General features: G+C 58.2%; 19 protein-coding genes. 14 read left to right on the top strand and 5 right to left on the bottom strand.

Going from position 1 to position 18994, the window contains the following annotated elements; genetic code table 11:
- Positions 1–22: 22 nt before the first annotated feature.
- The 3 genes from V6N04_RS04315 to cobA form a co-directional block, all read right to left on the bottom strand.
- On the bottom strand, positions 23–1255 hold the full coding sequence (locus V6N04_RS04315) for an MFS transporter (RefSeq protein ID WP_371168901.1): 1233 nt from the start codon (positions 1253–1255) through the stop codon (positions 23–25).
- Positions 1256–1332: 77 nt separating this feature from the next.
- Positions 1333–2616 (bottom strand): cobyrinic acid a,c-diamide synthase CobB, encoded by a 1284-nt coding sequence (locus tag V6N04_RS04310; RefSeq protein ID WP_371168900.1) that lies wholly within the window; start codon positions 2614–2616, stop codon positions 1333–1335.
- Positions 2616–3485, bottom strand: a complete 870-nt coding sequence (gene cobA / locus V6N04_RS04305; RefSeq protein ID WP_371168899.1) for a uroporphyrinogen-III C-methyltransferase — start codon at positions 3483–3485, stop codon at positions 2616–2618. The genes V6N04_RS04310 and cobA overlap by 1 nt, the downstream gene beginning before the upstream one ends.
- A gap of 97 nt (positions 3486–3582) precedes the next feature.
- On the opposite strand from cobA, the gene V6N04_RS04300 reads away from it, so the two are divergent.
- The 9 genes from V6N04_RS04300 to pgi all read left to right on the top strand — a co-directional run bounded on the left by V6N04_RS04300 (position 3583) and on the right by pgi (position 12328).
- Positions 3583–4635 carry a cobalt-precorrin-5B (C(1))-methyltransferase gene (locus tag V6N04_RS04300; RefSeq protein ID WP_371169165.1) on the top strand — a complete coding sequence of 351 codons (1053 nt, stop codon included), beginning with the start codon at positions 3583–3585 and terminating at the stop codon, positions 4633–4635.
- Positions 4632–5363, top strand: a complete 732-nt coding sequence (locus tag V6N04_RS04295; protein WP_371168898.1) for a precorrin-6A/cobalt-precorrin-6A reductase — start codon at positions 4632–4634, stop codon at positions 5361–5363. Before V6N04_RS04300 ends, V6N04_RS04295 begins: the two co-directional genes overlap by 4 nt.
- Positions 5339–5977 carry a DNA-3-methyladenine glycosylase family protein gene (locus V6N04_RS04290; RefSeq protein WP_371168897.1) on the top strand — a complete coding sequence of 213 codons (639 nt, stop codon included), beginning with the start codon at positions 5339–5341 and terminating at the stop codon, positions 5975–5977. Before V6N04_RS04295 ends, V6N04_RS04290 begins: the two co-directional genes overlap by 25 nt.
- On the top strand, positions 5977–6660 hold the full coding sequence (locus V6N04_RS04285) for an alpha/beta hydrolase (RefSeq protein ID WP_371168896.1): 684 nt from the start codon (positions 5977–5979) through the stop codon (positions 6658–6660). The genes V6N04_RS04290 and V6N04_RS04285 overlap by 1 nt, the downstream gene beginning before the upstream one ends.
- Positions 6661–6828: 168 nt before the next feature.
- Complete coding sequence (locus V6N04_RS04280; RefSeq protein ID WP_371168895.1) at positions 6829–7413, top strand: HNH endonuclease; 585 nt, start codon at positions 6829–6831, stop codon at positions 7411–7413.
- Positions 7414–7472: 59 nt separating this feature from the next.
- Positions 7473–8423, top strand: coding sequence for an agmatinase (gene speB / locus V6N04_RS04275; RefSeq protein WP_371168894.1), 951 nt, complete (start codon positions 7473–7475; stop codon positions 8421–8423).
- Between the two features lie 113 nt (positions 8424–8536).
- Positions 8537–9991: a glucose-6-phosphate dehydrogenase gene (zwf, locus tag V6N04_RS04270; RefSeq protein WP_371168893.1), complete on the top strand. Its 1455-nt coding sequence runs from the start codon at positions 8537–8539 to the stop codon at positions 9989–9991.
- Positions 9988–10662, top strand: a complete 675-nt coding sequence (gene pgl, locus V6N04_RS04265; RefSeq protein WP_371168892.1) for a 6-phosphogluconolactonase — start codon at positions 9988–9990, stop codon at positions 10660–10662. Before zwf ends, pgl begins: the two co-directional genes overlap by 4 nt.
- A 37-nt stretch (positions 10663–10699) precedes the next feature.
- Positions 10700–12328, top strand: coding sequence for a glucose-6-phosphate isomerase (gene pgi, locus V6N04_RS04260; protein WP_371168891.1), 1629 nt, complete (start codon positions 10700–10702; stop codon positions 12326–12328).
- A 15-nt stretch (positions 12329–12343) separates the two neighbouring features.
- Here the strand turns inward: pgi and V6N04_RS04255 are convergent, their stop codons facing one another.
- Together V6N04_RS04255 and V6N04_RS04250 are read right to left on the bottom strand one after the other, a co-directional pair.
- Entirely contained in the window at positions 12344–13315 is a 972-nt protein-coding gene (locus tag V6N04_RS04255) for an alpha/beta fold hydrolase (protein ID WP_371168890.1), read from the bottom strand.
- Between the two features lie 27 nt (positions 13316–13342).
- Complete coding sequence (locus V6N04_RS04250) at positions 13343–13633, bottom strand: SCP2 sterol-binding domain-containing protein (RefSeq protein ID WP_371168889.1); 291 nt, start codon at positions 13631–13633, stop codon at positions 13343–13345.
- Between the two features lie 186 nt (positions 13634–13819).
- Between V6N04_RS04250 and V6N04_RS04245 the strand changes: the two genes are divergently transcribed.
- The 5 genes from V6N04_RS04245 to V6N04_RS04225 all read left to right on the top strand — a co-directional run bounded on the left by V6N04_RS04245 (position 13820) and on the right by V6N04_RS04225 (position 18958).
- Entirely contained in the window at positions 13820–14422 is a 603-nt protein-coding gene (locus V6N04_RS04245; protein ID WP_371168888.1) for a tetratricopeptide repeat protein, read from the top strand.
- 53 nt (positions 14423–14475) lie between these two features.
- Complete coding sequence (locus V6N04_RS04240) at positions 14476–17313, top strand: helicase-related protein (protein WP_371168887.1); 2838 nt, start codon at positions 14476–14478, stop codon at positions 17311–17313.
- 75 nt (positions 17314–17388) lie between these two features.
- A complete protein-coding gene (locus V6N04_RS04235; RefSeq protein WP_371169164.1) occupies positions 17389–17763 on the top strand; it encodes an RNA-binding S4 domain-containing protein in 375 nt (124 codons plus the stop codon).
- 49 nt (positions 17764–17812) lie between these two features.
- The gene (gene fdxA, locus V6N04_RS04230; protein ID WP_371168886.1) at positions 17813–18148 is read left to right on the top strand and encodes a ferredoxin FdxA; all 336 of its coding nucleotides are present in this window, start codon (positions 17813–17815) and stop codon (positions 18146–18148) included.
- Positions 18149–18445: 297 nt separating this feature from the next.
- Positions 18446–18958 (top strand): CarD family transcriptional regulator, encoded by a 513-nt coding sequence (locus tag V6N04_RS04225; RefSeq protein ID WP_371168885.1) that lies wholly within the window; start codon positions 18446–18448, stop codon positions 18956–18958.
- The last annotated feature ends 36 nt before the right edge of the window (positions 18959–18994 follow it).

Raw genomic sequence — 18994 nt, 5'->3', positions numbered from 1 at the left:
GCAGCAAGCTGGCTGGGGCGGGTTAGGCTTCTTCGGGACGCAAGGTCAGCCAAATCAGCGAAGCCCCTGCCAGAGCCAAAAACGGGACCATTGCCAAGTTGACGGCACTCCAGCCTTCAACGGCTGTACCGCCCGAGCAATTCATCAATCCGCCTGACGCAAGCGAAGCGACGGTGACGCAGCCAAAGACAATCATGTCGTTCATGCCCTGTACACGTCCACGCTCTTCGGGTGCGTGTGCGCCTGCCAACATGCTGGTGGCACCAATAAAACCAAAATTCCAACCAAGTCCCAGCAAGATCAGGGCGATGAAGAAGTTCTCCAGCTCGACGCCTTGCAATGCAACGACGCCCGCCATCCCAAGGATCAACAGACCCAGCGCGATGATCTTGCGGACCCCAAACCGGGCGATCAGGTGGCCCGTAAAAAAGCTGGGTACAAACATCGCCAAAACATGGGCCGTCACAACATTGCCCGCCATGTCCGTCTCGAACCCGCAGCCAACCACCGCCAACGGAGTTGAGGTCATAACCAAGTTCATCAGTGCGTAGGAGACCATTCCGCAAATGATTGCCACTACGATCACCGGATCACGCAACAGCTCTCGGCGGGTGCGCCCCCGGGGGGCGTCCTTGTGCAGGGGCACTGGCTTGGGGATATCCAAAGCCAAAAACAGGAACGATCCCAAGACGTTGATCGCAATGATTACAAGGTAAGCGCCCAGAAAGGGAACCACCATCATATCGTTGGTCAGGTTGAAAAGTTGTGGGCCAATCACGGCAGCTGCTAACCCGCCCGCCATAACATAAGAAATCGCTTTGGGACGGAACGCGTCGGACGCCGTGTCTGCCGCGGCAAACCGCAAGAACCCTTGCGCAGATTGGTAAAGTCCCAGCAAAAAAGACCCGAACAGGAAGATACCAAAATCTGCTTGCGCCAGTGCGTAGGCGCAAATAGCAGCGCCAACAGACCCGCCTGTCGTGCCCAGCCAGAAGCCAACGCGACGGCCATAAGTTTGCATCACCCAGCTGACCGGGTTGGCAAAGACCATTGACCCGGCGACCATCAACGAAATGGGCAATGTCGCCCAGCATAGGTTCGACGCCAGAGACTGCCCCGCAAGGCCCGCCATGGTGAAGATCATCGGCATTTGCGATCCCAAAATCGCCTGAGCCAATACTAAAACGGTCACATTGCGCTTTGCACGGGCATCATCAGCTTGGGCCGGTTCTATGGGGCGGGTCGCGTCACTCATGCGCATATGCGTATCTATGCCGCTTTGGTTTGACCAGTGCGAAATTGTACCGATACGAGAGGCATGTGGTCGCGATATCAGGCCCGGTCGATCAAATGCGTGAAACTGCCAGAAACATTGCTATTGATAAGGCCCATGGGCGCAAGCGGGTTGCCCTCGGCATCATGTGCCTGAAAAAGCGGCGTGCCTTCGGCCAGCAGAGTGGAGGCGTAGTGAAATTCATGCGCGCGCCACGCTCCGGGAAAGGGGCCATTGTCTGCATGCACCGACCGATACCCAAGGTGGAGTTTGCGTTTGGCGAAACTGGTTTCAAGCGCAAGTAGGCCGAGCATCTCGTGGCGTTTTCCGTCCTTATCGGTGATCGCGCGACCAAGCGTCATGTATCCGCCGCATTCCCCGTAAATGGGGCAGTTGGCGGCGCGCATCCCTGCTTTGAACGCGTCGGCAGCGGCCAGCTTTTCGGCATGCAGTTCGGGATACCCACCGGGCAGAAAGATGAAGTCCGCGCGCGGGTCGGGCGCTTCGTCGGCTAGGGGCGAGAAGGGCACGACCTCTGCCCCATCGTCTTGCCAATCTGCAAGGATGTGAGGATAGGCAAAGGCGAAAGCCTTGTCTGACGCCACGGCGATGCGTTGTCCAGGCGCTTTCAGACGCCGGGCTGGGCTGTCTGTCTGGGCGACCGGTCCGCTCAGCGCGATTAGAGCATCTAGGTCAATCGCTGCTTCCACCGCATCGGCCACGCGCTCCAAATAGGCCTGTAGATCGGGATGTTCGCCTGCCTGAACCAACCCCAAGTGGCGCGACGGATGCTCCATCCCTGTCTGCCGATACACAGCCCCCAACACCGGGATCAGGCTGTCTTGCAGCGCCGCACGTAGCATCGCTTCGTGACGAGGGCTGCCGACATTGTTCAGGATCACGCCGGCAACCTGCACATCGGGGTCGTGCATCGCAAACCCATTGACGATTGGGGCGATTGAATGTGCCAATCGTGCGCAATCCAGCACCAGAATAACGGGCAGACGCAGTATACGCGCAAGGTCCGCTGACGCGCCGCGCCCATCTGGCGGTGCACCGTCAAACAGCCCCATAGCGCCTTCGATCAGCAGCAGTTCAGCGCCATCATTGGCCAGCCTCTGAACTCGGTCCTGGGACATCGCCCAGGCATCTAGGTTGGGGCATTCGCGTCCGCAGGCCGCGGCGTGAAAGCGGGGGTCAATGTAGTCGGGGCCGGACTTGGCGCCGCTCACATCAACTCCTCTGCGCGCCAAGGCGCGCAAAAGCCCCAATATCAGGGTGGTTTTTCCGCTGCCCGAGGACGGGGCGGATAGGATCAGACCCGATTGTTTGGACGATGCCATTACCGATCCTCGGCAGGGCGACCCCGGCCAAGTGGATCGGTGTCGCGCGGCTCCATCCCGGCGGCTAACGCCTGCCAGTCCAACGCTTGACGCATCAAAACGGCACGACCGACGCAGATGATCGCCGGGGCACCAAGCCCCTCGCGCGCGGCATCCTCAACGCAAGTGCCAAGGGTGGTTTCCAGCACGCGTTGCTCGGGTGTGGTCGCGTTCGAGGTGATGGCGACAGGCTCGTCGGTTGGCCGCCCAGCCTCAATCAGAGACGTTCGAATGCGGTCCAGGTGCTTCATGCCCATATAGATCACGATAACCTGAGAGCCGCGCGCGATCGCCTGCCAATCAAGCGACCCCGTGGCGTTGCCCGACTGATCATGGCCGGTGACAAAGGTCACGGATTGGTTCACATCACGGTGTGTTACGGGAATGCCCGCATAGGCCAGCCCGCCAATCCCAGCCGAGATGCCAGGAATGATGCGGATCGGGACGCCATGTTGCACAAGCGTCTGGCCTTCTTCGCCACCACGCCCGAACACGAACGGATCTCCACCCTTCAGGCGCAGCACTTTCTTGCCCTCGCGCGCCAGATCGACCAGGCGAAGCGAGATGTCGCGCTGTTTGGCCGAAGGCTTGCCGCCGCGTTTGCCGGCATAGATCACCTCGGCCTCGGGACGTGACCACGATAGGATTTCGGGCGACACCAAGGCATCATGCACGATCACATCCGCCTGCGACAACGCGTTGACCGCGTGGATCGTCAAAAGACCCGGATCGCCGGGGCCTGCACCACACAGCCAGACCCAGCCGGGCTGCATCTCTGGCCAGTTGGTGCCGGGCAATTTGGGTGGCGTATATGTCTGCGAGTCGCTCATGCGCCCCTTATGCACCGCGCACGCGTCGGCGAAAAGCGCTCTTGCGACCTCAATCGGTGGATTGGCGGCGCGCGCGCCTCAGCCTATAGTCGGCGCGATGAACAGTGATTTGCCCCCCAAACTGCGCCGTGGCTGGACCACAGGCGCTTGCGCGACCGCCGCTGTGAAAGCCGCGTTGCACGGCCTATGGGGGCGGGGTGTACCGGGGGAGGTGACCATCACTTTGCCGAAGGGTGAGACGCCGATATTCGCTGTCGAGGAACAAGCCACAGGCGATAACTGGTCCGAAGCCGCAATCATCAAGGACGCCGGTGACGACCCGGATGTCACGCATGGCGCTTTGATCCGTGCACATGTCGCCGATGCGGCCAGCGGGCAGGGCATTCGCTTTCTTGCAGGCGAGGGCGTGGGCACCGTCACAAAGCCCGGCCTTCCAATCCCAGTCGGAGAACCTGCGATCAACCCCGTACCGCGTCAGATGATGAAGTGGGTGATCCATGAGACGGCGGAGGCTTTTGGACAAAGCACCGATGTCGACATCACCATTTCCGTACGGGACGGCGAGGCGCTGGCCCAAAAGACGTGGAACCCGCGTCTTGGCATCAAAGGGGGCCTGTCGATCCTTGGCACAACCGGCATCGTGCGTCCGTTTTCCTGTGCGGCGTGGATCGCCTCGATCCATCGTGGCATCGACGTGGCCCGGGCCGAGGGTTTGACCCATGTGGCGGGCTGCACAGGCGCCACGTCCGAGCGCACCGTACAGGCGCTTTATGGCCTATCGGATGGTGCAATGCTTGATATGGGGGATTTTGTTGGGGGAGTGTTGAAGTATCTGGCTCGCCATCCGGTAGAGCACGCGACGATTGGCGGTGGGATTGGGAAACTGACCAAACTGGCCCAAGGCGCGCGTGATCTGCACTCTGGCCGCAGTCAGGTGAATTTTGACACACTGGCCGATTGGTTGGGGGACCCTGACGTGAAATCTATGAACACCGCCCTGCAAGCATATGAAAAACATGGAAATACCATGGCTAAGCTTATCGCTTCGAAAGCTCGTGATGAGGCCGCCAAGATGCTAAGAGACGCCGATGTCACCTTGGACATCGTGATGATAGACCGAAAGGGCGCGGTCATCGCGCGCGCCGATTGAAGACGCTTTTGCTTGCGGGAACGTCCGACGCACAGGCATTGGCTGGTTTGATGGCCAACGAGGGTGTCGACGCTGTTGCGTCTTTGGCAGGTGTTACTGATGCGCCGCGAGGGTTGCCGATCAAGACCCGCCGTGGTGGCTTTGGCGGTGAGGATGCACAAGAACGTTTCCTGAAAGATGGGGAATTTGATGCCGTTGTCGATGCAACCCATCCGTTTGCAACACAGATTTCGAACCGCAGTCTAACCATCGCCGAGCGTCTGGGCCTTCCGTATCTGCGCCTGTTGCGCCCCGCATGGCAGCCGCAAGATGGTGACCTTTGGCGCAGCGGCGCAACCGAAAAAGACATCGTGAAGATGATCCCCAAGGGCGCGCGGGTATTTTTGGCAACCGGCGCGCAGTCCATCGGCCAATGGTCGGGCTTGGCGAAGGGGCGCACGCTGTTTTGTCGGCGGGTGGACCGAACAGACGACCCCTTTCCCTATGAAGGCGGGTGGATCATTGGCCAGCCGCCCTTTGTGTTGGCCTATGAGATGCGGCTTCTCAAGACCTACGCAATTGACTGGGTTGTGTCCAAGAACTCTGGCGGTCCGACGCGGGCCAAGCTTGATGCCGCCCGTGCATTGAATATCCCGGTGGCGTTGCAGGAGCGGCCCGAACGCCTTGATTGCGATCACGTTGAAACCCCAAAGGATGCGTTGGCTTGGCTGAAAAAACTGAGCGCCTGATCGAAGGTGCAGCGTGTCTGAACGAGGGTGCATACTGGTTGTGCGAAGCCGAACCGCGGTTCCAGCCTGTCGTAGATGCGATTGATGAAATCCCGTTGCGTCTTCGTGACGATGGGTTCGAAGCCTTGATTTTCGCCATTGTTGGCCAGCAGGTCTCGACCGCGTCGGCAGCGGCAATTTGGGCGCGGGTCGAAGGGGCAGGGATGGTTACGCCCAAGGCTGTGATGCAGGCCTCGCATCAAGATTTGGCTGATCTTGGCCTGTCGCGCCCGAAAATCCGCTATGCTTTTGCGCTGGCGGAGGCTGGGATCGACTACCCGGCGTTGCGTAATTTACCATCGGATGAGGTGATCAAAACCCTAACCGCTGTGCCCGGCATCGGACTATGGACAGCTGAGATATACGCGCTGTTTGCGCTCGCCCGTGCCGACATCTTTCCGGCGGGCGATCTTGCCCTGCAAGAGGCCGCGAAACTGCTGTTTGATCTACCAGAACGACCGAAGGACAAAGCTATGCGCGCGATGGCTGCTGACTGGTCCCCGTGGAGAGGCGTTGCGGCCCGGTTGCTCTGGGCCTATTACCGTCTGGAAAAGCAACGGGAAGGGATCCGCTGATGGACCGGATATTGGATGTGAAACGGCGCGAGGCCGCTTCGGGCGAAACAAACTCGGTGGTGGTGTTCCTGCATGGCTACGGCGCCAATGGCGATGACCTGTTGGGGCTCTCCGACCCCTTGTCCGAACACTTGCCAGACACCACATTCATCGCGCCCGATGCACCCGAGAAATGCGCGGGCAATCCCGGCGGGTTCCAGTGGTTCCCGATCCCATGGCTTGATGGATCATCCGAAGAAGACAGCATGATTGGCGCCAACCAGGCCGCCAGCGACATCGATGCTTTCTTGGATCAAGTGCTTGAGGACGAAGGCATAAACCCGGAGCAGCTTATCGTGTTCGGGTTCTCGCAAGGGACCATGATGGCACTGCGTGTGCTGCCGCGCCGCGACGATCCGATTGCCGGTATCGTTGCATTTTCTGGCCGCATGCTGGAGCCGGATCAGTTTGCGGATCACATCAAATCAAAACCGCCGGTTCTTTTGGTGCATGGCGATCAGGACGACATGGTGCCGCCCGGGCACTTCTCGGAAAGTGGTGAAATCCTTCAGGCCAATGGGTTTGAAACCTACGGCTTCATAATGAAGGGCACAGGCCATGGTATCGCGATGGATGGTCTGTCTGTCGCGCTCAGCTTTATTCAGGACCGGTTGGGCATTGAGCCCAAAGAACAGCCCAAATAAGCATCTGTCACACCGCTGATACATCCAAACGTTACCCGTTTCCCGACCCCAGATCATGGGGCTTGTCAGGTTGGCTCACCTATATATAGTCGACCTTGAAGCATGGGGCGGGCGTCCCCGCCCCGATAAGCCGCAAAGCGGCGTATACGGGCGAGGATTGTTTGGGCCATGGACGGAGACTTTAGAACGGATTTTGTGCGCGAAACGGGCGGGGTGAAGAACCACTCGGCCTTGGTGCTGAACGCGGACTACAGGCCGTTATCCTATTACCCCTTGTCACTTTGGCCGTGGCAGGAGGCGGTGAAGGCTGCGGTGTTGGACCGGGTCAATATCTTAGCCGAATATGACGAGGTTGTCCGAAGCCCATCGCTTGAAATTCGCATCCCGTCGGTCGTCGTTCTGAAAGACTATGTGAAACCCCAAAAGCGCGTGGCCTTTACGCGGTTCAACTTGTTCTTAAGGGACGAGTTTTGCTGTCAGTACTGCGGTGCAAAGGGCGATCTGACCTTTGACCATGTGGTCCCTCGTGCTGCTGGCGGGGTCACAAGCTGGGAGAATGTCGTCGCGGCCTGTCAGCGCTGCAATCTCAGAAAAGGCTCAAAGCCCTTGCGGTTTTCCGGCCTGTCGTTGCGCCGCCCACCTCGCCAGCCTGCCGCAGAAGAGCTGCGCAACACTGGGCGTAAATTCCCACCGGGGCACTTGCATGAAAGCTGGATGGACTTCCTTTATTGGGACGCCGAACTCGACGCATGACTGGACGTGACTGGGCAAGGATTGCACGCTAGCCCGCGGTGACACAGCAGGAGCCCAAAATGCCCGATCCTTTTTTTACGCCGATTTCAGGTTTTGACCTGCCGCGCTTCGCCGGTGTGCCAACGTTCATGCGCCTGCCATTTGTGGATTTTGACCACCCTCGATTTTCTGAAGTCCAGATCGGTCTGATTGGCGCCCCATGGGATGGCGGCACGACCAACCGGCCGGGGCCGCGCCACGGACCAAGACAGCTTCGCGATATGTCCACTATGATCCGCGCACAGAATGGGGCAACCGGCGTGCGCCCGTTCGAGGCCACAAATTGCGCAGACCTGGGGGATGTCGCGCCGAACCCGGCCGATGTGATGGACAGTTTGAAGCGGATGGAGGCTTTCTATGGCAAAGTTAAAACCGCAGGTGTCCGCCCGCTGACCGGTGGCGGTGATCATCTGTGTACCTTGCCAATCCTACGCGCGATGGCCAACGACGGCCCGCTGGGCATGATCCATTTCGATAGCCACACCGATCTGTTTCACTCGTATTTCGATGGCACGATGTACACGCACGGCACCCCATTCCGGCGCGCGGTTGAAGAGGGGCTGTTGGACCCCAAACGCGTCGTCATGATTGGCATTCGGGGCACCGCTTATGACAGTGAGGACCGGGATTTTGCCGAAAGCGTCGGCATTCGGGTGATTGCCATTGAAGAATTTCATAAGCGCGGCGTGTCAGATGTTATGGCTGAAGCGCGCGACATTGCCGGGGAAGGCGACACCTATGTCAGCTATGACATTGATTTCGTTGATCCTGCCTTCGCCCCGGGTACGGGCACGCCAGAGGTGGGCGGCCCGAATTCCTTTCAAGCCCTTGAGGTTGTGAGGGAATTGAAGGGCGTGAACATTGTTGGCGCCGATCTGGTCGAGGTATCGCCGCCCTTTGATGCAAGCGGTGCAACCGCCTATCTTGGCGCTTCGATCATGTTTGAGCTGTTGTGCGTGATGACGACATAATTCGCTGCGCCACTTTCGCTTGTGGTTGGGTCCATGAATGCTAGACTTTTGACGCGTGGGCGGATAGACACCGTGTCAGAACCCGTTAGCGCTAACAAGAGTTGGAGTAGCCCATGGTCTCGCGCGTCATTCCTGTTGATCCCTTCGATCTGGTGATTTTCGGAGGCACGGGCGATCTGGCCCGTCGTAAAATCCTGCCCGGCCTCTATCGCCGTTTTTTAGATGGGCAGATGCCCGAAGATGCCCGCATCATTGGCGCTGCGCGTGGCGAGATGGATACCGACGGATATCGTAAGTTCGTTGATGCCGCCGTGCGGGAGTTTGTTTCCGAAAAGAAATGTGATTCCAAGGTTTTGAAGGCGTTTCTTAAACGCCTTCACTTCGTTCAGCTGGACGCATTGGGGGATCAGGGTTGGCCTGATCTCAAGGCGCTATCTGATCATGAACGGGTACAGGCGTTCTATTTCTCAGTCGGGCCAAGCTTGTTTGGTGCGATTGCAGAACGGCTCCACAAATACGAAATCGCAGGCGCGGATGCGCGGATTGTGGTGGAAAAACCCTTCGGCCATGACGAGGCAACGGCGCGCGCGCTGAATGAAAGCTTGGCCAAGCATTTCGCGGAACATCAGATTTACCGGATCGACCACTATCTGGGAAAAGAGACCGTGCAGAACCTGATGGCTCTGCGTTTCGGAAACATGTTGTTCGAACCACTTTGGAATGCGCAGTACGTTGACCACATTCAAATCACGGTCGCTGAAACCGTCGGGGTCGAAGGGCGCGGCAGTTACTATGACAAGTCCGGCGCGATGCGCGACATGGTGCAAAACCACTTGATGCAGCTTTTGTGCCTGACTGCGATGGAACCACCGTCGAAGTTTGAACCCAACGCCGTGCGCGACGAAAAGCTCAAGATTATCCGTGCATTAGACCCGGTCTCGCCCGAAGATATCGTTCGCGGACAGTATCGTGGAAATGATGATGTTGTGTCCTACCTCGAAGATGCGGATGCAGATGCCAGCACGACCGAGAGCTTCGTGGCGATGAAGCTGCAGATCTCAAACTGGCGTTGGAATGGAACACCTTTCTACCTGCGCACAGGAAAACGTCTGCGTGATCGGATGTCCGAAATTGTAGTGCGTTTCAAAGAGCCACCGCATTCGATTTTCGAGGAAGACACCGGCCAAACTGCGAACGAGCTTTCGATCCGACTTCAGCCGAACGAAGGAATGGATCTGAAGGTTACGATTAAAGAGCCTGGCTTGGGTGGGATGCGTCTGATCGACGTGCCGCTTGATATGACCTTTGCCGATGCGTTGGGGGAAGAGGCAGCCGATAGTCCTGATGCCTATGAACGGCTAATTATGGACGTGATCCGTGGCAACCAGACGTTGTTCATGCGCGGAGACGAGGTCGAAGCGGCTTGGGCATGGACCGATCCCATTATCGAAGGATGGAAAGAGCGCCGCGATAAACCCGCGCTTTATGATCCTTTCTCGTCTGGGCCGGAAGAGGCGCTTATGCTTCTGCACAAAGATGGACGCCGCTGGAGGGAGATTCGCGAATGAAACTGGTCGAATATGCCGATCGTGACATGATGATGTTGGATTTGGCGGATAAGATTGCGTCGGAACTGTCATCTATGCTGGACCACGAAGATCGCGCATCTATCGCAGTGCCCGGTGGGACCACGCCGGGGCCTGTGTTTGACGCGCTGTCAGCGGTTGATCTGGATTGGGCGCGGGTGGATGTCATGTTGACGGATGAACGTTGGGTGCCCGAGGATAACCCTCGCTCAAACACGGCGCTTTTGAAAAACCGCCTGTTGGTGGACAAGGCCTCTGCTGCCAGTCTGGTCCCGCTCTATGGCGGTACGGACAGGCCTGAAGAAAGTCTTGATGCGCTCTCGGCCGGGGTAATGCAGGCGACGCCATTGTCGGTCGTGTTGCTTGGTATGGGCGAGGACATGCACACGGCCAGCCTGTTTCCGGGCGCCGACTTATTGACCGAAGGTCTGTCACATAGCGCCCCCGCGATTCTGCCGATGCGCGCACCGGGTGCGCCAGAGCCGCGCATCACGTTGACTGCGCCTGTGCTCAACGGGGCTATGTCAAAGCACCTTCTGATCATGGGGCAGGCCAAGCGTGCGGCCCTTGCGTCCGCGCTGGAGGCCGAAGATGCGTTCGACGCGCCGGTCAAGGCGGTTCTGGGTGACATGACCGTTCATTGGGCCGAGTAGATCCGTATTGGTCGACGTTGGGTTAGGGAATTTTGTTATGTTTCAAGAGCTAAAGGCGCATTGCGCGCAGACCAAAGATCGGCGCATTGCAGATCTGTTCAAAGATGAGACCCGAGCTGCACGGTATTCGACCCGCGCTGGTGAGGTGATCTTTGATTGGTCTAAGACCGGACTTGATGACGAAGCGGTTGAGCTTCTTTTTTCGGTAGCGCACGCTTCTGGGCTTGATAACAAGCGTGCGGCCATGTTCTCGGGTGAGAAAATCAATCTGACCGAGGATCGCGCGGTGTTGCATGTCGCTCTGCGCGCGGGCGGTGAGGCTGAGATTTTTGTAGACGGTGAGGACATCGTTCCCGGCGTTCACCATACACTGGCGCGGATGCGCGATTTTGCCTCGCGCCTTCGGGCAGGCTTGATCCGTGCGCCCGGCGGGGGGCGGTTTCGCGATGTGGTCAATATCGGGATCGGAGGCTCCGATCTTGGCCCTGCGATGGCCACACAAGCGATGTCGCCCTATCACGACGGGCCGCGCGTTCATTTCGTGTCCAACGTGGATGGGGCGCAGATCGCGGATGTGTTGGCAGGCCTGAACCCGGCCGAGACCTTGGTGATCGTTGCCTCAAAAACCTTCACCACCATTGAAACTATGACAAACGCTGCCACGGCGCGCGACTGGTTGGCACGCGAGGTTGGTCAAGACGCCGTTGGCCTTCATTTCGCGGCGCTTTCGTCGAATACCGAAAAAACGGCCGAGTGGGGCATCGCCGGTGAACGTGTCTTTGGGTTCGAGGATTGGGTTGGTGGGCGCTATTCCATGTGGGGTCCAATTGGACTGTCGCTGATGATTGCGATTGGTCCGGATCGGTTCGACCAGATGCTAGAGGGTGCGCGGGCGATGGATGCCCATTTCCGCACCGCCGAAGGTCGCGACAACATGCCCCTTATGCTGGCGCTTGTGGGGATATGGCACCGCCAGATTTGCGGCTATCCGACCCGCGCCGTTCTGCCTTACGAACAACGGCTGGCCCGCCTGCCTGCCTATCTTCAGCAATTGGAGATGGAGAGCAACGGCAAGCGCGTGGCCCTGGATGGCAGCACGTTGGACGTGGTGTCTGGCCCCGTGGTTTGGGGCGAGCCGGGGACCAATGGGCAGCATGCATTCTATCAGTTGATCCATCAGGGCACCGACATTATTCCGTGCGAATTCATGGTGGGCGCGTCTGGTCATGAGCCTGAACTGGAGCATCAGCATCGGCTGTTGATGGCCAATTGTCTGGCGCAGTCCCAGGCGCTTATGGTCGGGCGTTCGATGGACGTGGCGCGCGAGATGATGGCGGCCAAGGACTACACGGGTGATGAGCTGGAGCGTCAGGCCGCGCATCGGGTTTTCCCCGGCAATCGACCGTCGACCACACTGGTCTATCCGTTTCTAACCCCTGAAATACTTGGAAAAATCATCGCGCTCTACGAGCACCGCGTCTTTGTCGAGGGGGTGATCCTTGGGATTAATTCCTTCGACCAGTGGGGGGTGGAGCTTGGCAAGGAGCTTGCCGTCGCGCTGGAACCGGTGGTGTCCGGGCGCGAGGCGGGCGATGGGTTGGACGGTTCGACCCGTGCGTTGGTGGCACAACTGCAAGCGATGCAGAAAAGCCGAAAAGTGACGTAGCCAAAGCGAAGAGCGTCAGGCCACCGACCCGGCCTGCGCGGGTTGAGACAATGCCTCGATCGAGGCATAGACCCGCTCTCGGATTTCTGGTGCTTCCATCAGAACTTCGTGTTCAAGCCCGTCCAGAACTTCCAACCGTCCGTTCGGCCACCGGTCCATCAGCGCATGTATCGGGTCCATTTCGACGATGCGTTCGTTTGACCCAAGCAAAGTCACGGCAGGTACAGACGGGGCTGGCATCTGAGCCAACTCACGCATTTCAGTCAACGCAGCATAAAGCCAACCCATTGTTGGCCCGCCCAGCGTAAGTTCGGGGTGTGCGACGGCCTGCATTTGCATCGCTTTCCACATATCAATTTGCGTGGTCAGCATGTTGTCCTTGAAGGGTTCCGCCAGCACATAGGTTTGCCGCTTTGTGCCGGGCGCCAATGTCATTTTCAGCGGGGTTTGGTGCATCGCCCACGAACTGCCCCATGCCACCGGGCGGATAGCGGGTGACATCACAATCCCCCACATCGGACCCGAGAAACAAGCACCTGACACGTCCAACCCGTTGTGTAATGCACGCAATCCGATACAGCCGCCCATCGAATGACCCAACAGCGTGAAAGGTCGCGGCAGAGAAAGTTCCTGCGCCAGCGCGATCATCTCGGCCAGATCAAGCTGGTACTCATCAAAGTGGCCGACATGGCCCAGAACCCGCTCTTCGTCCGGACGGTCCGACAATCCCTGACCACGCCAGTCAATGCACAAGACGTCGAAGCCGCGCGCGGTCAATTCAGATGCGTTCAGGCCGTATTTCTCGACGTATTCCGTTCGACCGGGAAACAGCAATACCGTGCCATTCCCGATGCCGTTTTCTGGCGTATCCGCTTTGCGGGGCCAGTGCGCCACCCGTATGCGCACCCCATCCGACGTTGAACGCCAAACGGCACGCCCGCCGGGTGGGCCGTTCGCGATGTCGTTGAAAAGGGGTGCGTCTTGCATCGGGGCCTCCCGCATGGTTGTGCGTGTTTAGCCGAGAGCCGAGCCCAACTGCATGGCTAAACCCATATTGCCATCCACCGACAGCTTACCGGTCATGAAGGCGGTTGTTGGGTTCAATTCGCCCGACAGCATGTCCTGAAATACGTCAGCATCTGCGGTCAGCGTTACATCTGCGTCGTCGTCGCCTGCGCGCGCGCCGTCACCATCCACGATGATTGAGCCTTCGCCGTTCAGCACAAATTTTGCTGTGCCGCCGTCAAAGCCGCCTTCAATTTTCTCGTTCAGAGCGGTCACCGCCGCATTGATCACGTCACTCACGTGTCGTCCTCCATTTGCTGCCCAACATAGGCGTCATTATCAAAGGGATGCTAACGCAGTGTTGATAAAGGCGTAAATCGCTTTTCTTACAAGTGACGCATGGGAATTTGTTCTGGGCCGTTAAGTCTGGGCGGGTTCGCACGCAAAAGTGTCTGTGAACCCGTCCCGTAAGAGGTATTATTGGGTATGTTACGAGCATTTCTTATCGTGGGTTTGATTCTTGGCTTAAGCGAAGGTCTGCCGGGACGCGTACTCGCGCAGTCCACCACAGCACCAACCGTGCCAGAGGGCGGGAATTACCTTAGCTCGCCCCATAGTGACGAACTCGATAACCTTTTTACGCTTCTGGCAAACGCGGACGAGACGAACTGGAAGGCTTTGGAGGAGGAGATTTGGGACCTCTGGTCCCGATCAGGGTCCGATACGTTCGATCTCCTGCTGGCGCGTGGTCGCGACGCAATGGACGAGGGGGATCTCGACGCTGCGATCGAACACCTGACGGCTTTGACCGATCATGCCCCCGAATTTGCTGAAGGGTGGAATGCGCGCGCAACGGCGTTTTATCTGTCAGGGCAGCTTGGATTGTCTTTGGATGACATCGCGCGCACCCTGACGCTGGAGCCGCGTCATTTTGGTGCGTTATCAGGACTGGGGTTGATCCTTGAACAGCTTGGCGATCCTGATCGAGCGCTTCAGGCGTTTCAGTATTCCCTTGCTATACATCCGCAAAGCCCGCGCGTAAAAGAAGCCGTTAAGCGGCTTGAAACCGCGAGCGGACAGGATATCTGATCGGATAGGACGCGGTGTAAGCGTTCCCGAATGCAGGCGTGAAAGGGTGTAGCATGGTCTCGGACAGCGCGCGGGGTGGCCCGCGGATCACTGCCGTGCTTGGGCCCACCAACACTGGCAAAACCCACTATGCTTTAGAACGGATGCTGGGCTATCGCACAGGCGTCATCGGCCTGCCTTTGCGCCTTTTGGCACGCGAGGTGTACGACAAGCTCGTCGCCTTACGTGGCCCCAATGCGGTGGCTTTGGTCACCGGCGAGGAACGCATCGTGCCGGAGCGCGCCCAATATTGGGTCGCCACTGTCGAAGCGATGCCGCCCGGCCTGGGTTGTGAGTTCGTCGCCATTGATGAAATCCAGCTTTGCGCCGACCCAGAACGTGGACATGTGTTCACCGATCGCTTGCTTCATATGCGCGGCACGCAGGAAACGCTGTTCATGGGCTCTGACACCATGCGCAGCGCCATCGCCGGTTTGGTGCCGGATGTGCAGTTTCTGTATCGCGAGCGATTCTCTGAGCTTGTGCATTCGGGCTCGAAAAAACTCAGCCGGATGCCGGGTCGCTCCGCGATCGTCGGTTTCTCGGTCGATAACCTCTATGCCATCGCCGAGCTGATGCGCCGCCAGAAAGGTGGCGTTGCCGTTGTCATGGGCGCGCTCAGCCCGCGCACGCGCAACGCTCAGGTCGAGATGTACCAAAACGGCGAGGTCGACTACCTGATTGCCACCGACGCCATCGGGATGGGGTTGAACCTTGATATCGACCATGTCGCATTCTCGGCCTTGTCCAAGTTCGACGGGCGCCGGATGCGGCAACTGGCCCCGAACGAACTGGCGCAGATCGCCGGGCGGGCAGGGCGGTACATGAAACATGGCTCGTTCGGTGTGACAGGCGATGTTGCCCCCATGTCCGACGAAATGGCCGAGGCGATTACATCCCATTCCTTCACGCCGATCCGGAAGCTGTGTTGGCGGAACGCTGATCATGCGTTCGGCAATATTCAGGCACTTATCCGCTCACTTGAAATGCCGACTTTGAACGATTGGCTGACACGGGCGCGGGATGCGGATGATATGGTGGCCCTGAAGATGCTGGCTGAAGACGCAGAGGTCGTTGCGCGCGCCACAGACGGGCGGTCCGTGGCCCTGTTGTGGGACACCTGCCGCATGCCTGATTTTCGCGGCATCAGCCATGCAGAACACGCCGGTCTGATCACCAGCATTTTCAGTGATATCCATGAACATGGCCGTGTTCGCGCGGACTGGTTTGCCCGGCAAGTGAAACGTATCGACAGGACCGAAGGCGATATTGATACCCTTTCCAAACGCTTGGCCTACATTCGCACTTGGACATATGTGGCGCAGCGTCGCGACTGGTTAGACGATGTTGCCCATTGGCGCGGAGAGACTCGTGCTGTAGAAGATCGCCTGTCGGATGCGTTACACAGCGCCCTGACCAAAAGATTTGTTGATCGCCGCACATCTGTATTGCTGCGGCGGTTGAAGCAGAAGGAGAGCCTCGTGGCTGACGTGAATGACAAAGGTGAAGTGACGGTTGAAGGCCAATTTGTTGGCCGACTGGAGGGATTCCAGTTCAGTCAGGACACTGCCCAAAGCCCGGAAGAAGCGAAAACGCTTCGTGCGGCCAGCCTGAAAGCGCTCGCGCCGGAATTCCATCTGCGTGCAGATCGCTTCTATAACGCACCTGACACCGAACTTGATTTCACCGAGCAGGGTGGCCTGATGTGGGGCGAACTTGCCGTCGGCAAGCTGGTGAAAGGTGACGAGCTTCAAAAGCCGCGCGCGCATGCGTTTGTAGATGAAGAAGCAGGCGATGATGTGACTGAGAAGGTGACACGCCGTCTGCAACACTTTATCGACCGCAAGGTGCAGGCTTTGTTCGAACCACTGTCGAACATCGAAAAAGACGAAACACTGACCGGTTTGGCCCGTGGCTTCGGCTTCCGTATGATCGAAGCACTGGGGATCATCCCGCGCGATCAAGTTGCTCAAGAAGTGAAAGAGCTGGACCAAGATGCGCGCGCCGCATTACGTAAGCACGGTGTTCGGTTTGGCCAGTTCACCATCTTTATGCCGCTTCTTCTGAAACCCGCGCCGACGCGGCTACGACTCGTTTTGGACAGTCTTTTCAAAGACCTGTCAGAGTTTCCTGAATCGCCTCCGCCCGGTCTGGTGACCATTCCGGTCATCGAAGGTGTCGATCACAGCGCCTATATGCTGTCGGGCTATCGCCCTGCCGGCACCCGCGCGATCCGTATTGATATGCTGGAGCGTTTGGCCGACCAACTGCGCGCTGAAGACAGCCGTGGCGGGTTTGAGGCGAAAGCCGACATGCTGTCGATCACTGGTATGACGCTGGAGCAGTTCGCGGATCTGATGTCTGGTCTTGGCTATAAAGCCGCTAAGGACGAACGCGTTAAGGTGAAACAGATTGATCCTGCTGCTGCGCCCGAAGGTGAGGTCAAGGCAGAGGAAACACCCGCAGATACCTCGGCTGAAGAAGCGTCTGAAGAAACACCCGCTCCGGTCGAGGCTGTTGCCGAAGCTGAACCCGCTGTCGAGGCATCCGAACCGGCTGCGGAAGAAGCACCCGAAATGGAGGTCTTCTATACCTTCACTTGGGGTGGGTTCGCCCGCGCACGTGGTGGCAAACCTCGCGGCGACCAGGCACAAGGTGATCGACCGCGCGGCAAACAGGGTGGAAAACCGGGTGGCAAGCAAGGCGGTAAGCCGGGCAAACGTGGTCAGGGACCCCGCAAAGGTCCACGCGACAACAAGCCTAAGAGCTATCAGTCCGGTCCGAGGAAAGAAAAAGCCATTGATCCCGACAATCCTTTCGCGGCCTTGTTGGCGCTTAAGGAAAAGGGCTGATTGGCTAAGAACGATCAAACAGGGGGCGGTGACGCCGCCCCTTTGCCCACCGTACCGGACCCTCATGGCCCCAAAATGCGTGCCGACAAATGGTTGTGGCACGCGCGGTTCTTCAAAACTCGTGGGATTGCGACCAAGCTGATTTCGGCAGGCCACTTGCGGGTGAATAGCAACAAAGTCTCGAAACCGTCCCACAGCATCGGGGCAGGGGATGTGTTGACATTCCCGCAAGGAAAGCAGGTGCGGGTGATCCGCATATTGGCGCTTTCCACCCGGCGCGGACCTGCGCCCGAGGCGCAAGCGCTCTACGATGACCTTGATCCACCCACCCCGCGCGAGAATTCTGTTCCACCCGATATTGCACCAGCGCCAAAAACGGGTCGCAAAGGCCGTCCAACTAAGAAAGATCGTCGCAACATGCTTCTTTCGCGCAGAGGAATGCTTGAATGATGCTGCTGCCTGCAATATTGGGGGCGGTGAGCCAAAGTGAGGTGCCAACATGACCTATGTCGTTCAAGACAATTGCATCGCCTGCAAATACACCGACTGTGTCGAAGTGTGCCCCGTAGATTGTTTCTACGAGGGTGAGAACATGCTGGTGATCCACCCCGATGAATGCATTGATTGCGGCGTGTGCGAACCCGAATGTCCGGCCGATGCGATCCGTGCAGACACCGAGCCGGGCACCGAAAGCTGGGTTGAATTCAACCGCAAATACTCGGAGCTTTGGCCGGTGATTATCGAGCGCAAAGACCCCCTGCCAGACGCGGAAGAGCGTGATGGCGAAGAAGGAAAGATGGAAAAGTACTTCTCGGAAGCGCCTGCGGATCAGTGATTCGTTTGGGTGCGAGATACCGTGTAATACCGGTGTTATTTGACCGTCAGTCAGTTTCCTAACTGTCAGAAACAGAACAAGAAACACCCCTTGCCGCACTGCGGCGCTTTTAGGGGGATGAAATTTATGCTATGATAGTGGCGATAATGTTGGGGCAAGCATCACCGAAACAGGTGGAACGTACCGAAAAATGATATCGCACCGATGGGTAAGTTTTACCCTGCGGTGCTTTTGTCGCCCGGTCGTTCAGCATATCTCTGACCATGAAATGTAACAGTCACGCGAAGGATGCGTTATATGAGCAAGAAAAAGCTGGATTTCCGCCCGAACGAGTTTGTGGTCTATCCCGCCCATGGCGTTGGCAAGATCGTCTCGGTCGAAGAGCAGGAAGTCGCTGGGATCAATCTTGAGCTTTTCGTCATTGCGTTCGAAAAAGACAAGATGACGCTGCGGGTGCCCACGCATAAGGCAACCGAAGTTGGCATGCGCAGTCTTGCCAGTGCGGATGAAATCGCCCACGCGATGAAAACGCTCAAAGGCAAAGCCCGTGTGAAACGCGCCATGTGGTCGCGCCGGGCGCAGGAATACGAACAAAAGATCAACTCTGGCGATCTGATTGCGATTGCCGAGGTTGTCCGTGACCTGCACCGCACAGACGATCAGCGCGAGCAAAGCTATTCCGAGCGTCAGCTTTACGAAGCTGCGTTGGAGCGTTTGACCCGCGAAGTCGCGGCTGTGGGTGGTGGTGATGAACTGGCCGCTCAGGATAAGATCGGCGACGTATTGCAGTCGCGCGCTGCTGCGGCCTAACGCCAAGAAACTTTTCGTTTTACCGCCGTTCGGGAC

The sequence above is a fragment of the Aliiroseovarius conchicola genome, from assembly GCF_041403445.1.
Lineage (GTDB): Bacteria > Pseudomonadota > Alphaproteobacteria > Rhodobacterales > Rhodobacteraceae > Aliiroseovarius > Aliiroseovarius conchicola.
This window is presented reverse-complemented; position numbering and strand designations above follow the sequence as displayed.